Here is a 12,217-nt window from a genome sequence, read left to right as displayed (position 1 = left end):
TGGGCCTAGCGGAATTGGGCTAAGAACCGCAGGTCGTTGTCGAAGAACAGACGCAAATCGTTGACGCCGTAGCGCAGCATGGCCAGGCGCTCGGCGCCCATGCCGAAGGCGAAGCCCTGGAATTCTTCAGGGTCGATGCCGGACATGCGCAGCACGTTCGGGTGCACCATGCCGCAGCCCAGCACTTCCAGCCAGCCGGTTTGCTTGCACACGCGGCAGCCTTTGCCGGAACACATCACGCACTGGATGTCGACTTCGGCGGACGGCTCGGTGAAGGGGAAGAACGACGGACGGAAGCGCACGGCCAGTTCTTTTTCGAAGAACACACGCAGGAACTCTTCGATGGTGCCCTTGAGGTCGGCAAAGTTGATGTCGCGATCGATCAGCAGGCCTTCGACCTGGTGGAACATCGGCGAGTGGGTGATATCCGAGTCGCAGCGGTAGACGCGGCCCGGGCACACAATGCGGATTGGCGGCTGGGTGGACTCCATGGTCCGCACCTGCACCGGCGAGGTGTGGGTGCGCAGCAGCATGTTGGCATTGAAGTAGAAGGTGTCGTGCATCGCCCGGGCCGGGTGGTGGCCGGGGATGTTGAGCGCCTCGAAGTTGTGGTAGTCGTCTTCGACCTCGGGGCCTTCGGCGATGCCGTAGCCGATATGGGTGAAGAACTGCTCGATGCGTTCGAGGGTACGGGTGATCGGGTGCAGGCCACCGGTAGCCTGGCCACGGCCTGGCAGGGTCACATCAATGCATTCGGCGGCCAGGCGAGCGCTGAGCTCGGCTTCTTCAAAGGCTGCCTTGCGTGCGTTGAGCACTTCGGTGACGCGCTCTTTGGCGTCATTGATCAGCGCGCCGACTTTCGGGCGCTCTTCGGCTGGCAGGTTGCCCAGGGTCTTCATCACCTGGGTCAGTTCGCCTTTTTTGCCCAGATACTGAACCCGGATCTGTTCCAGGGCATTGATGTCTTCAGCGCGCTCCACGGCCTCAAGGGCTTGGGAGACCAGCGCGTCCAGGTTTTCCATGTACAGACTCCAGATACGAAAATAGGGGAAGAGCTTTGAAGGCTCTTCCCCTATCGATGACGTTTTACACCCGACAGCGCAGAACGCTGCCGGATGATTGTCGTGGGTACTTAAGCCAGAACGGCTTTAGCTTTCTCGACAATTGCAGCAAACGCCGCTTTTTCGTTCACTGCCAGGTCAGCCAGAACCTTACGGTCGATTTCGATCGACGCCTTTTTCAGGCCAGCAATCAGACGGCTGTAAGACAGACCGTTGGTGCGGGCACCGGCGTTGATACGAGCGATCCACAGTGCGCGGAACTGACGCTTCTTCTGGCGACGGTCGCGGTAGGCGTATTGGCCTGCCTTGATGACTGCCTGCTTGGCTACGCGGAATACGCGCGAGCGTGCACCGTAGTAACCTTTAGCCAGTTTCAGAATTTTTTTGTGACGCTTACGAGCGATAACGCCGCGCTTTACACGAGCCATGAGTAACTTCCTCTATCTTTGACCAGAATTAACGAACGCGCAGCATGCGCGCGACTTTCGCGACGTCAGACGGGTGCAGCAAGCTGCTACCACGCAGTTGACGCTTACGCTTGGTCGACATTTTGGTCAGGATGTGGCTCTTGAAAGCGTGCTTGTGCTTGAAGCCGGTAGCGGTCTTCAGGAAGCGCTTTGCAGCACCGCTCTTGGTTTTCATTTTTGGCATGTTGGAACTCCGCATTCGATAAAATTACACATAATCATCAGGCCTGCCGTGCCCGGGAGATTACTTCTTTTTCTTGGGGGCGATGACCATCATAAGCTGGCGTCCTTCCATCTTCGGATGCTGCTCAACGGTGCCGTATTCGGCGAGGTCAGCTTCAACCCGCTTCAACAGCTCCATGCCCAGCTCCTGGTGGGCCATCTCACGACCACGGAATCTCAGAGAGATCTTGGCCTTGTCCCCATCGGTAAGGAAACGTACCAGGTTGCGTAGTTTTACCTGGTAATCCCCATCCTCCGTCCCTGGACGAAACTTGATTTCTTTGATCTGGATCTGCTTCTGGTTTTTCTTGGCTTCGTTAGCCTGCTTCTTCTTTTCGAAGAGGTGCTTGCCGTAGTCCATGACCTTGCAGACAGGCGGTACCGCGTCTGCAGAGATTTCAACCAGGTCCAGCTTCGCTTCATCAGCGATACGCAGCGCTTCATCAATCGAGACGATGCCAACCTGCTCGCCGTCTGCGCCAATTAACCGAACCTCGCGGGCCGAGATATTCTCGTTGATCGGGGCCTTCGGTGCAGCACGTTTATCGTTTCTCATTTCACGCTTAATAGTCATTACTCCGATTCTTGGCGACCACGCCGGGAAACCGCATGTGTCAGAAGCTCAACGAACTGGGCGACGGGCATGGAGCCCAGGTCTGCACCTTCGCGAGTACGCACAGCGACGGTTTGCGTTTCGACTTCGCGGTCCCCTATAACCAAAAGGTACGGGACCTTGAGCAAAGTATGCTCGCGGATTTTAAAGCCGATCTTCTCATTTCTCAAGTCCGACTTGGCACGGAAACCGCTACCGTTCAGAGATTTCTCAACCTGAAGGGCGAAATCGGCCTGTTTGTCGGTGATGTTCATGATCACGGCCTGGGTCGGTGCCAGCCACGCCGGGAACACACCGGCATAGTGCTCGATGAGCATGCCGATGAAGCGTTCGAACGAGCCGAGGATGGCGCGGTGCAGCATCACCGGGCGCTTGCGCGCGTTGTCTTCGGCGATGTAGCTGGCGTCCAGGCGCTCTGGCAGGTTCGGATCGTACTGCAGGGTACCACACTGCCAGTTACGGCCCAGGCAGTCGCGCAGGGTGAATTCGATTTTCGGGCCGTAGAAGGCACCTTCACCTGGCTGGTATTCCCATTCCAGGCCGGATTCGTTCAGGGCGTCGGCCAGTGCACCTTCGGCGCGGTCCCACAGCTCTTCGGAACCCACGCGCTTGGCGGGGCGGGTGGAGAGCTTCATGGCGACGTCGGTGAAACCGAAGTCCTTGTACACATCCAGAGTCAGTTTGATGAAGTCGGCGGCTTCTTTCTTCACCTGGTCTTCGGTGCAGAAGATGTGCGCGTCGTCTTGCACGAAGCCACGCACGCGCATGATGCCGTGCAGGGCGCCGGACGGCTCGTTACGGTGGCAGGCACCGAATTCGGCCAGGCGCAGTGGCAGGTCGCGGTACGACTTCAGGCCCTGGTTGAACACCTGCACGTGGCACGGGCAGTTCATCGGCTTGACCGCGTAATCGCGGCTTTCCGACGATGTGGTGAACATGTTTTCGGCGTAGTTGGACCAGTGGCCGGAACGTTCCCAGAGGATGCGGTCGACGACTTGCGGGGTCTTGATTTCCGAGTAGCCGTTTTCGCGCTGGACCTGGCGCATGTACTGCTCGAGCACCTGGTAGACGGTCCAGCCGTTGGCGTGCCAGAACACCATGCCCGGCGCTTCTTCCTGCAGGTGGAACAGGTCGAGCTGCTTGCCGATCTTGCGGTGGTCGCGTTTTTCGGCTTCTTCGATACGCTGGATGTAGGCAGCCAGCTGCTTCTTGTCAGCCCAGGCGGTACCGTACACGCGCTGCAGCTGCTCGTTCTTGGCATCGCCACGCCAGTAGGCGCCGGACAGCTTGGTCAGCTTGAATGCCTTGAGGAAGCGGGTGTTCGGCACGTGCGGGCCACGGCACATGTCGACGTATTCTTCGTGGTAGTACAGGCCCATGGCCTGCTCGTCGGGCATGTCTTCGACCAGGCGCAGCTTGTAGTCTTCGCCACGGGCCTTGAACACGTCGATGACTTCGGCACGCGGGGTCATCTTCTTGATGACGTCGTAGTCTTTTTCGATCAGCTGCTGCATGCGCTTTTCGATGGCGGCCAGGTCTTCAGGGGTGAAGGAGCGCTCGTAGGCGATGTCGTAATAGAAGCCTTCGTCGATGACCGGGCCGATGACCATCTTGGCGGTCGGGTACAGCTGTTTCACCGCGTGGCCGACCAGGTGGGCGCACGAGTGACGAATGATCTCCAGTCCCTCTTCATCTTTAGGGGTGATGATCTGCAGGGTGGCGTCGTGGGTGATCAGCTCGCAGGCGTCGACCAGCTTGCCGTCGACTTTGCCGGCAACGGTGGCCTTGGCCAGGCCGGCACCGATCGAAGCGGCGACATCGGCTACGGATACCGCGTGATCAAACGCGCGTTGACTGCCATCGGGAAGAGTAATAGTGGGCATGGCGCCTCCTCTCCTAGTGGTGACCCCTACCAAAGGTCACGTGGGTTGGGATGAGCCAGTACAAGATCCGACCTGCCTTCCTTCAAGGAAGCCTGCCTCACAGTGGCAGAAGCCTTTCGGCTTGCCAGGGGGACCTGAGTGACTGGAAAGTAAAAAGATAGTTGCAGGCTGCAAGTGTGTAGCTGCAAGCCGGGCATGCTAGCACGGGGGTTGCATGGCAGCGCAGAAATATTTGGAAATTACGCGGTAGCGGTGAACTTACACGGAAAATTTCCTATCAGACCTTGGGAAGCAACCTACTCTTGATGAGACCTTAACCCAAGGAGTGTCTGGTTATGCGAGTTCCGTCTCTTCTGGCCCTGGCGGCCGCTGGCGCCCTGCTGCTGCCCATGGCAGCCACCGCTGGCAACTTCCCTGCCGGCAAGGAGGGTGCCTACATGACGCAATGCAAGCAGGTGGCGCAAGGTCAAGGTGTCGACGCTGCGACTGCAGACAAGCATTGCTCGTGCGGCGCGCAAGCCATCAAAGATAATTTCACTGATAAGGAGATCGAAGACCTGGACAGCAATGACGGCGTTGACGCCAAGCTGATGCAGAAGGCACAGAGCGTCGTGCAAGCGGCCTGCAAGCCGAAATGAGCCATGCGCGGAGGGCTTTCCGGGCTTTATTTGCCCTGGATCAGCATCCTGCGAAGGTAAAAGACGCTACAGGCGCAGAATTAGACTATTATGGTGTCCGTGCTCCGTAGCCTCGGCCACATTGCACCACTGAAAATTAAATGTTCTGGAGATTCACCCATGTCCAATCGCCAACAAGGCACCGTCAAATGGTTCAATGATGAGAAAGGCTACGGCTTCATCACCCCAGCAGGCGGCGGCGACGACCTGTTCGTTCACTTCAAAGCCATCGAATCCGACGGCTTCAAGAGCCTGAAAGAAGGCCAGACTGTTTCCTTCGTTGCCGAAAAAGGCCAGAAGGGTATGCAGGCTGCGCAGGTTCGTCCGGAGTAATTCGGATAGCTGTAAAAAAACCCGCCCTTGTGGCGGGTTTTTTTATGGGCGTTTGCCAGGGCAGCACACGCCAGCCCTTCGTAGGAGCGGCCTTGTGTCGCGAAGGGCCGCTAAGCGGCCCCAGGCTTCTAGCGCCGCCGCATGAAATGCCGAGCAGTGTAGTCCTTGGAGCTGCATCAACCGCAGTTGACGCGGGTCACCTTGCCCTGCTCGTCCACATTCAGGTTGAGGCGTTCGGAGCGGTACTCCAGGGTCACCATGTCATGCGGCTTGAGGATACGGGCCATCTGCGAGCCACTGGCCTTGCGCGCCTGCTCAAGCAGTTCGGCACTGCCTTGCTTGCCAATGGCGAAATCGGCACCGCTGGCCTCGCAGCGGCCGTCGTTGCCTGCAGGTGCAGCCGGGGCGCTGCCGCCGCCAGAGTTGCCCCCAGTGCTGCAACCAGCCAGCACAGCAGCGACCAGCAAGGTTGCCAGGGAAGCACGGGTACGGAACATGAATCCTCCTAAATAGATCTGGGAACTGCCTGTTCCGACAGTTCCACCCTGAATTCGTTGCAAAACCGCCCAAGTCTGCCTGAACTCGCCGCGTGTAGCGAAAGCCAATCGTGACCGGATTTTGCACCACGCAGTTGGTTTGCTTGGGCAAGCTTTTTATTCTTAAGTCGAAGAGCCATTGACGCAAAGTGATGATTTACTTTAAGAAGTGCAGGCACAGTGCCTGCTGCGAACACCAGGGTCAGGTGTTCGCCCCTCCGCCACAGGCCCAAACGAGAGCCTTTCATGAGCCACCACAGCATCGACGCCGACATCAAGGTCAAATGGGCGGAGGGCCAGAGCGCCTATAGCCCCAGCACGCCAGAAGAACTGGTATTGATCGCCCTGGACCTGCTGGTGCGCGACCTGGGCAGCGAGGCGGCGCGCAACTTCATCGACCAGGTGTTCGAGCGCTACGCACCGCACGCCGCTATTGCAATCGAGCCAGGCGCGCGCTGAGCAGGTCGAAAAAGCCCTGGGCATCGCCCTCGCCCACCCACATCACGTTGGCCGGCTGCTTGAGCACGCCGTACCAGTCAGCGACAGTCTGGCCGAAGGTCGGGCCCTCGCGGCTGTCGACGCTGATGTGGATGCGCCGCCCGCTGAACAGCTCGGGCTTGAGCAGATAAGCAATGACGCTGGCGTCATGCACCGGGCCGCCGGGCATGCCGTACAAGTCCATGTCGTGTTTGATGTACGCATTCAGGATGTCTACCACGCGCTTGCTGGCCTGGTTGTTCACGGCTGCCAGCTGCTTGAGGCGGGCGTCACTGGTCAGCAGTTTGTGGGTGACGTCCAGTGGCAGGTAGGTCAGTGGCACGCCACTGGCCAACACCACCTCGGCGGCGTGCGGGTCGGCGTAGAGGTTGAATTCTGCCGCCGGGGTGATGTTGCCGCCGTTGAAGTGGGCGCCGCCCATCACCACCACCTCTTTGATGCCTTTGGCGATGTCCGGGCGCTGGATCAGTGCCAGTGCCAGGTTGGTCTGTGGGCCGAGCATGGCCACGGTGATGCTGCGGGGTTCGGCAGCGCCGAGGGTATCGACCAGATACTGCACGGCATTGCCCGGGGCCAGGGGTTTTTTCGGTTCATGCACCGGGACACCGGTCAGGCCTTCTTCGCCATGCACTTCGGCAGCGTAGATGGGCGCGCGCACCAACGGGCGCCCTGCTCCGGCGTATACCGGGATGTCTTCGCGGCCGGCCCACTCGCGGGCCAGACGGGCGTTGCGCGAGGTTTTGTCGAGGCGCACGTTGCCAGCGACGGTGGTGATGGCGCGGATGTTGAGCTCGCCCGGCGAGGCCATGGCCAGGAACAGCGCGACCACATCGTCGGCGCCGGGGTCGGTGTCGATGATCAGGTCGCGGGGTGCGGCCTGGAGCGTGGTGGTGGCGGCTGCGGCCATGAGGGCGAGTCCTTGTAGCAGGGGTTTGAGCATGGGGCACTCCTGTTGCCTTGGTGGTGAAGCGGTCGGGGCCGCTTTGCGGCCCATCGCCGGCAAGCCGGCGCCCACAGACTGGACTGGGAACTAGAAGGTTACGCCAGCTATGAGGGCGATATTGCTGTAGGGCTGGCACTCGCCGGTACGCACCACGGCGCGGGCACTGCGCGACAACACCTTGAATTGCTCATGGCTCAGCCATTCACGCTTGCCGAGCTTGCCGCGCAGACGCTCGATCTCGACCAGGCCGGGCGGCACGACCTTCTGCATCTCTTCGGCCAGCACATGGCGCTCTACCTGCATCTCGCTTAGCACTGCGCGCAGCACGCTGGCGAAGTCGGGAATGCCCGGCGTCAAGGCCAGGTCGATCAGTTCGACCCCTGGCGGCACGGGCAAACCGGCATCGCCGATCACCAGGATATCGCCATGGCCAAGCCCGGCAATGGTGCGCGACAGGGCAATGTTGAGCAGCGCGGTCTTTTTCATGGGGCCAGCTCCGCCAAGGTCGGGATCGAAGGCTGCGCACCGGCGCGAGTGACGGACAGCGCCGCAGCGCGTTGGCCGAAGGTGATCGCTTCACCCTCCTCCAGGCCGCGCACCAGCGCGGCTGCAAAACCGCCAACAAAGGTGTCGCCCGCTGCCGTGGTGTCCAGCGCTTTGACCTGCGGCGCCGGGAAGTGCCGGCTGCCATCTCGGCTGACGAACAGCGCGCCCTGCGCACCAAGGGTGACGATGACCTTGCCGGCGCCCAGTTGCAGCAGACGCTCGCCGGCACGGCGGGCGCTGGCCAGGTCGTTGACCGGCTCACCGGCCAGCGCCTCGGCCTCGCTTTCGTTGGGGATGAGGTAATCGATATGGGCGAACCACTGCGCGGGCAGCGGGCCGGTGGCCGGGGCCGGGTTGAGGATCACCGTCTTGCCCAGCTCACGCCCCCTGGCCAGAGCCCAGGCCACGGTGTCGGCGGGCACTTCGAGCTGGCAGATGACCACCTCGGCAGCCTGCAACAGTGCGTCGAAACGCTGCACGCTTGCCGAGGTCAGCTGGCCGTTGCCGCCGGGGATGATGACGATGCAGTTCTGGCTGGCGGCATCTACGGTAATCAGCGCCACGCCACTGGAGACGCCCGGGCACGCGCTCACCGCCTGGCAATCGATACCCTCAACCTCAAGGGCCTGGCGCAGCTGCTGGCCGTAGGCGTCATCGCCGACGTTGCCGACCATGGCCACGCTCGCGCCCAGGCGCGCCGCGGCCACCGCCTGGTTGGCGCCCTTGCCGCCCGGCACGGTGAAAAAGCTTTCGCCGGCCAGTGTTTCGCCTGCACGTGGCAGCCGCTCGGCGCGGGCCACCAGGTCCATGTTGAGGCTACCGACCACCACGACCTTGGCACTCATGGGCATTCCTTAGCGGTAATCATTGAACAGGTCCGGGCGCGGCCCGGTGGACTCGCGCAGCACGATGCGCGGGGCGACGATGCGTTGCTCTGCACCCTCGCGCCGTGGTGTGGCAATCCGTGACAGCAACAGCGCCGCCGCACTTTCGCCGAGCTCGCGGATCGACTGGCCGACGGTGGTCAGCGGCGGGTACACGTAGCGGCTCAGCTCGATGTCGTCGAAGCCGATCACCGACAGCTCGCCCGGCACGCTGATGTTGCGCTCGGCAGCCGCACGCAGCACACCGAAGCCGATCATGTCGTTGCCGGCGAAAATCGCCGTGGGCCGCTGGCCGTCGAGCAGTTGCCCGGCCGCCGCATGGCCGCCTGGGCTCGTGAAGTCGCATTGCAGGATGTGCGCCCCCTGCACGCCTACCTGCGCCTCGGCCATGGCGCGGTGGAAGCCGGCCAGGCGCAGCTGGCTGACCCCGGTCGCAGCAGGGCCGCCGATATAGGCGATGTCGCGATGGCCAAGCTCCAGCAGGTGCTGGGTGGCCAGATACGCGCCCTGCTCGTGGTCGATGCGCACCAGGTCGGCGTCGACGCCTTCCAGCGCGCGGTCGACGATGACCATCGGCGTGCGCACGCAGGCCAGGCTCTGCAGCAGGTCGCTGTCCTCGCCCACCGACGCCACCACCAGGCCGTCGATGCGTTTTTCCAGCAGCACGCGCAGGTAGCTGCGCTGCTTCTGCGGGTTGTCATCGGAGTTGCACAGGATCACGCAATAGCCGTTGCGCTCGCAGGCATCTTCAATGCCGCGCGCCAGCTCGGCGAAGTAAGGGTTGACGCTGTTGGGCACCAGCAGCCCGATGGTGGCGGTGGTGCGCGCCTTGAGCGAACGCGCCACGGCGCTGGGCACGTAGTCGAGTTCGACGATGGCCGCTTCGACCTTCAGCCGCACCTGTTCGCTGACCGGGCGGGTCTTGTTCAGTACATGGGACACCGTGGTGTAGGAAATACCCGCGAGTGCCGCGACGTCTTTGATGGTTGCCATGTTTTCAGTTCCGCCGGCCTGCTCGCCGGCTACGGTAGGTGTCGAGCACCACGGCGATGACGATGACCGCCCCGGTGATGATGCGTTTGGTGGGTTCGGAGGCGCCTATCTGTGCAAGGCCTGCGGCCAGCACCGAGATGATCAGCACACCGAAGAAAGTACTGATGACCGAGCCGCGCCCGCCCATCAGGCTGGTGCCGCCGATCACTACGGCGGCAATCACCTGCAGCTCCAGGCCGGCGCCGGCATTGGGGTCGGCGGCCTCCAGGCGGGAAATCTGGAACAGCGCGGCCAAGCCTGCCAGCAGGCCCATCAGGGCGAACACCAGCACCTTGTAGGGGCGCGGGTCGATGCCGGCCAGGCGCACGGCCTCTTCGTTGGTGCCGATGCCGATCAGGTGACGGCCGAACACGGTACGGGTCAGCACCAGCTGGGCGAGGATGATCACCAGCAAGGCAATGATGAAGGCCGGCGAGATACCGTAGGCGATCGGGTTGGAGAACCAGGCGTAGGCATCGCCGATGTAGGCGGTGCGCGAGTCGGTGAACTGGTAGGCCAGGCCGCGGGCCATTTCCAGCACGCCCAGCGAGACGATGAACGACGGGATGCGCCAGGCCACCGTGACGGCGCCGGTGATGCTGCCGGCCAGCGCGGCGACGGCCATGCCGAGCAAGGCGGCCGGCAGCACGCTCCAACCCCAGCCGAGGATGGCCACGCTGACTGCCGATGCCGCCAGCGCCAGCACCGACCCCACAGACAGGTCTATGCCGCCGATGATCAGCACGAAGGTCATGCCCACGGCCAGCACCATCAGGTCGGGGATCTGGTTGGCGAGGGTGCTGAAGGTGGCGTACGACCAGAAGTGGCTGCTGAGCAACGAAAACAGCACGATCATGGCCAGCAAGGCGCCCGCAAGGCCCAGGTAGGTGCCGAGGCCGAAGTAGGTGCCGCTGCGGCGCGCGGGGGCGCGGGCCTGTGTGTCGAGAGGTGTGGTTTTCATGCATCCATCCTGGGCGCTGCGTCGTGCAGCAAGGCGTCACGTTTCTGGTAGCCGGCGAAGGCGGCGGCAAGGAGCTGGTCCTGGCTCCAGTGGTCGCGTTCGAAGGTGTCGATCAGGCGGCCGGCCGACAGCACGGCAATGCGGTCGCAGATCAGCATCAGCTCGCGCAGGTCGCTGGACACCACCACCAGGGCCTTGCCCTGGCGCGCCAGCTCGGCCAGCAAGCCATAGATGTCGAACTTGGCGCCCACGTCGATGCCGCGGGTGGGTTCGTCGAACAGCAACACTTGGCAGTCACGCTCCAGCCACCGGCCGATCACCACCTTTTGCTGGTTGCCTCCGGACAGTTCGCCGACCGCCTGGGCGGCATTGGCGCTGCGAATGCGCATGGCATTGATCTGGCGCTCGGCCAGAGCCTTTTCGGCGTCGCCGTCGACCACCCCGCCACGGGACAGCGCGGCGAGGTTGCCCAAGGCAATGTTGGCGCTGATCGATTGCGTCAGGAGCAGGCCTTCGCCCTTGCGGTCTTCGGTGATCAGGGCAATACCGGCCTTGACCGCCGCCTTGGGCGAGTCGATGGTCACCGCCGTGAGTGGCTGGCCGATTTCGATGCTGCCGCTGTCGGCGCGGTCGGCGCCGAAAATCAGCCGCAGCAGCTCGGTGCGGCCGGCCCCAATCAGCCCGGAGATGCCGAAGATCTCCCCTGCCCTGACCTGCAGCGACACGTCCCGCACCTTGTCGCCGCGGCACAGCCGATCGACCTTGAGCAACGGCGCGCCGATCTGCCGGCGACCCAGGTCGATGTGTTCGCCCAGCTCGCGGCCGACCATCAGGTTGACCAACTCGGCGCTGCTGTAGCGCTGGATTGGCTCGTCGCACACCAGCTTGCCGTCGCGCAGCACCACGATGCGCTGCGCCACACGCTGGAGTTCTTCAAGGCGGTGTGAGATGTAGACGATGGCCACGCCGCGCTGGCGCAGGCGCTTGATCTGGGTGAACAGCAGCTCCACCTCGCGGGCGGTGAGCATGGCGGTGGGTTCGTCGAAGATCAGCACATGGCAGTCGCCGATCAGGTTGCGGGCGATCTCCACCATCTGCTGGTGACCGATGCCCAGTTCGCCCACCGGGGTGTCCGGGTCGATGGCGTCCAGGCCAACCTGCGCCATGGCGGCCGTGGCCAGTTGGCGCAAGCGCTTTTGGCTGATCCAGCCGAAGCGGCTGGGCAGGTTGTCGAGGAACAGGTTTTCGGCCACGGTCAGGGTCGGCAGCAGGTTGAGCTCCTGCATGACCATGCGCACGCCAAGGTGCTCGGCGGCGCTACGGCTGCCAGGTGCATAGGCCTGGCCGCGGAAGGTCATTTGCCCGGTGGTGGGCGTTTCCAGGCCGCTGATGAGCTTAGACAGGGTGCTCTTGCCGGCGCCGTTCTCGCCGGTCAGGGCCAGCACTTCGCCGGCGCGCAGGGCCAGGCTGACGTCGCCCAGCACCGGTTGCGCGTAGCTCTTGCCCAAGCCGCTGGCAGCGAGCAGCACTTCATTGGCCGTTACAGGCATGGCCATGTCTC

General features: G+C 62.7%; 15 protein-coding genes. 3 read left to right on the top strand and 12 right to left on the bottom strand.

Going from position 1 to position 12,217, the window contains the following annotated elements:
- Nucleotides 1-5 precede the first annotated feature (5 nt).
- The 5 genes from pheS to thrS all read right to left on the bottom strand — a co-directional run bounded on the left by pheS (nt 6) and on the right by thrS (nt 4,246).
- Entirely contained in the window at nt 6-1,022 is a 1,017-nt protein-coding gene (gene pheS, locus JET17_RS10055; protein WP_012313866.1) for a phenylalanine--tRNA ligase subunit alpha, read from the bottom strand.
- A gap of 110 nt (nt 1,023-1,132) precedes the next feature.
- On the bottom strand, nt 1,133-1,489 hold the full coding sequence (gene rplT, locus JET17_RS10050; protein WP_003250671.1) for a 50S ribosomal protein L20: 357 nt from the start codon (nt 1,487-1,489) through the stop codon (nt 1,133-1,135).
- Nucleotides 1,490-1,517: 28 nt separating this feature from the next.
- On the bottom strand, nt 1,518-1,712 hold the full coding sequence (rpmI, locus tag JET17_RS10045; protein ID WP_012313865.1) for a 50S ribosomal protein L35: 195 nt from the start codon (nt 1,710-1,712) through the stop codon (nt 1,518-1,520).
- Between the two features lie 60 nt (nt 1,713-1,772).
- Complete coding sequence (infC, locus tag JET17_RS10040) at nt 1,773-2,324, bottom strand: translation initiation factor IF-3 (protein ID WP_012313864.1); 552 nt, start codon at nt 2,322-2,324, stop codon at nt 1,773-1,775.
- Nucleotides 2,324-4,246 carry a threonine--tRNA ligase gene (gene thrS, locus JET17_RS10035; RefSeq protein ID WP_012313863.1) on the bottom strand — a complete coding sequence of 641 codons (1,923 nt, stop codon included), beginning with the start codon at nt 4,244-4,246 and terminating at the stop codon, nt 2,324-2,326. Before thrS ends, infC begins: the two co-directional genes overlap by 1 nt.
- 335 nt (nt 4,247-4,581) lie before the next feature.
- On the opposite strand from thrS, the gene JET17_RS10030 reads away from it, so the two are divergent.
- Together JET17_RS10030 and JET17_RS10025 are read left to right on the top strand one after the other, a co-directional pair.
- The gene (locus JET17_RS10030; protein WP_012313862.1) at nt 4,582-4,884 is read left to right on the top strand and encodes a hypothetical protein; all 303 of its coding nucleotides are present in this window, start codon (nt 4,582-4,584) and stop codon (nt 4,882-4,884) included.
- A gap of 159 nt (nt 4,885-5,043) precedes the next feature.
- A complete protein-coding gene (locus JET17_RS10025; protein ID WP_012313861.1) occupies nt 5,044-5,256 on the top strand; it encodes a cold-shock protein in 213 nt (70 codons plus the stop codon).
- Between the two features lie 176 nt (nt 5,257-5,432).
- Here the strand turns inward: JET17_RS10025 and JET17_RS10020 are convergent, their stop codons facing one another.
- Nucleotides 5,433-5,753, bottom strand: coding sequence for an I78 family peptidase inhibitor (locus tag JET17_RS10020; protein ID WP_012313860.1), 321 nt, complete (start codon nt 5,751-5,753; stop codon nt 5,433-5,435).
- Between the two features lie 285 nt (nt 5,754-6,038).
- Between JET17_RS10020 and JET17_RS10015 the strand changes: the two genes are divergently transcribed.
- Nucleotides 6,039-6,251 carry a hypothetical protein gene (locus JET17_RS10015; RefSeq protein WP_012313859.1) on the top strand — a complete coding sequence of 71 codons (213 nt, stop codon included), beginning with the start codon at nt 6,039-6,041 and terminating at the stop codon, nt 6,249-6,251.
- On the opposite strand, the gene JET17_RS10010 is transcribed toward JET17_RS10015, so the two are convergent.
- The 6 genes from JET17_RS10010 to JET17_RS09985 all read right to left on the bottom strand — a co-directional run bounded on the left by JET17_RS10010 (nt 6,223) and on the right by JET17_RS09985 (nt 12,206).
- On the bottom strand, nt 6,223-7,230 hold the full coding sequence (locus tag JET17_RS10010) for a nucleoside hydrolase (RefSeq protein ID WP_012313858.1): 1,008 nt from the start codon (nt 7,228-7,230) through the stop codon (nt 6,223-6,225). The two genes, JET17_RS10015 and JET17_RS10010, sit on opposite strands and share 29 nt — an antisense overlap.
- 90 nt (nt 7,231-7,320) lie before the next feature.
- Nucleotides 7,321-7,719, bottom strand: coding sequence for a D-ribose pyranase (rbsD, locus tag JET17_RS10005; RefSeq protein WP_012313857.1), 399 nt, complete (start codon nt 7,717-7,719; stop codon nt 7,321-7,323).
- Nucleotides 7,716-8,624 carry a ribokinase gene (gene rbsK, locus JET17_RS10000; protein ID WP_012313856.1) on the bottom strand — a complete coding sequence of 303 codons (909 nt, stop codon included), beginning with the start codon at nt 8,622-8,624 and terminating at the stop codon, nt 7,716-7,718. The genes rbsD and rbsK overlap by 4 nt, the downstream gene beginning before the upstream one ends.
- Before the next feature lie 9 nt (nt 8,625-8,633).
- Nucleotides 8,634-9,656: a LacI family DNA-binding transcriptional regulator gene (locus JET17_RS09995; protein WP_012313855.1), complete on the bottom strand. Its 1,023-nt coding sequence runs from the start codon at nt 9,654-9,656 to the stop codon at nt 8,634-8,636.
- Nucleotides 9,657-9,660: 4 nt separating this feature from the next.
- A complete protein-coding gene (locus JET17_RS09990; RefSeq protein WP_012313854.1) occupies nt 9,661-10,656 on the bottom strand; it encodes an ABC transporter permease in 996 nt (331 codons plus the stop codon).
- Nucleotides 10,653-12,206, bottom strand: coding sequence for a sugar ABC transporter ATP-binding protein (locus JET17_RS09985; RefSeq protein ID WP_012313853.1), 1,554 nt, complete (start codon nt 12,204-12,206; stop codon nt 10,653-10,655). Before JET17_RS09985 ends, JET17_RS09990 begins: the two co-directional genes overlap by 4 nt.
- Nucleotides 12,207-12,217 lie beyond the last annotated feature (11 nt).

The sequence above is a fragment of the Pseudomonas putida genome (genome assembly GCF_016406145.1).
GTDB classification, from domain to species: Bacteria; Pseudomonadota; Gammaproteobacteria; order Pseudomonadales; family Pseudomonadaceae; genus Aquipseudomonas; species Aquipseudomonas putida_E.
The sequence above is the reverse complement of the archived record's forward strand: the minus strand, read 5'-3'. Positions and strand labels throughout refer to the sequence as shown.

What these genes read in the sequence shown, in the direction of transcription:
- pheS (WP_012313866.1), bottom strand. Translation starts at nt 1,022, where the DNA reads ATGGAAAACCTGGACGCGCTGGTCTCCCAAGCCCTTGAGGCCGTGGAG.
- rplT (WP_003250671.1), bottom strand. Translation starts at nt 1,489, where the DNA reads ATGGCTCGTGTAAAGCGCGGCGTTATCGCTCGTAAGCGTCACAAAAAA.
- rpmI (WP_012313865.1), bottom strand. Translation starts at nt 1,712, where the DNA reads ATGCCAAAAATGAAAACCAAGAGCGGTGCTGCAAAGCGCTTCCTGAAG.
- infC (WP_012313864.1), bottom strand. Translation starts at nt 2,324, where the DNA reads ATGACTATTAAGCGTGAAATGAGAAACGATAAACGTGCTGCACCGAAG.
- thrS (WP_012313863.1), bottom strand. Translation starts at nt 4,246, where the DNA reads ATGCCCACTATTACTCTTCCCGATGGCAGTCAACGCGCGTTTGATCAC.
- JET17_RS10030 (WP_012313862.1), top strand. Translation starts at nt 4,582, where the DNA reads ATGCGAGTTCCGTCTCTTCTGGCCCTGGCGGCCGCTGGCGCCCTGCTG.
- JET17_RS10025 (WP_012313861.1), top strand. Translation starts at nt 5,044, where the DNA reads ATGTCCAATCGCCAACAAGGCACCGTCAAATGGTTCAATGATGAGAAA.
- JET17_RS10020 (WP_012313860.1), bottom strand. Translation starts at nt 5,753, where the DNA reads ATGTTCCGTACCCGTGCTTCCCTGGCAACCTTGCTGGTCGCTGCTGTG.
- JET17_RS10015 (WP_012313859.1), top strand. Translation starts at nt 6,039, where the DNA reads ATGAGCCACCACAGCATCGACGCCGACATCAAGGTCAAATGGGCGGAG.
- JET17_RS10010 (WP_012313858.1), bottom strand. Translation starts at nt 7,230, where the DNA reads ATGCTCAAACCCCTGCTACAAGGACTCGCCCTCATGGCCGCAGCCGCC.
- rbsD (WP_012313857.1), bottom strand. Translation starts at nt 7,719, where the DNA reads ATGAAAAAGACCGCGCTGCTCAACATTGCCCTGTCGCGCACCATTGCC.
- rbsK (WP_012313856.1), bottom strand. Translation starts at nt 8,624, where the DNA reads ATGAGTGCCAAGGTCGTGGTGGTCGGTAGCCTCAACATGGACCTGGTG.
- JET17_RS09995 (WP_012313855.1), bottom strand. Translation starts at nt 9,656, where the DNA reads ATGGCAACCATCAAAGACGTCGCGGCACTCGCGGGTATTTCCTACACC.
- JET17_RS09990 (WP_012313854.1), bottom strand. Translation starts at nt 10,656, where the DNA reads ATGAAAACCACACCTCTCGACACACAGGCCCGCGCCCCCGCGCGCCGC.
- JET17_RS09985 (WP_012313853.1), bottom strand. Translation starts at nt 12,206, where the DNA reads ATGCCTGTAACGGCCAATGAAGTGCTGCTCGCTGCCAGCGGCTTGGGC.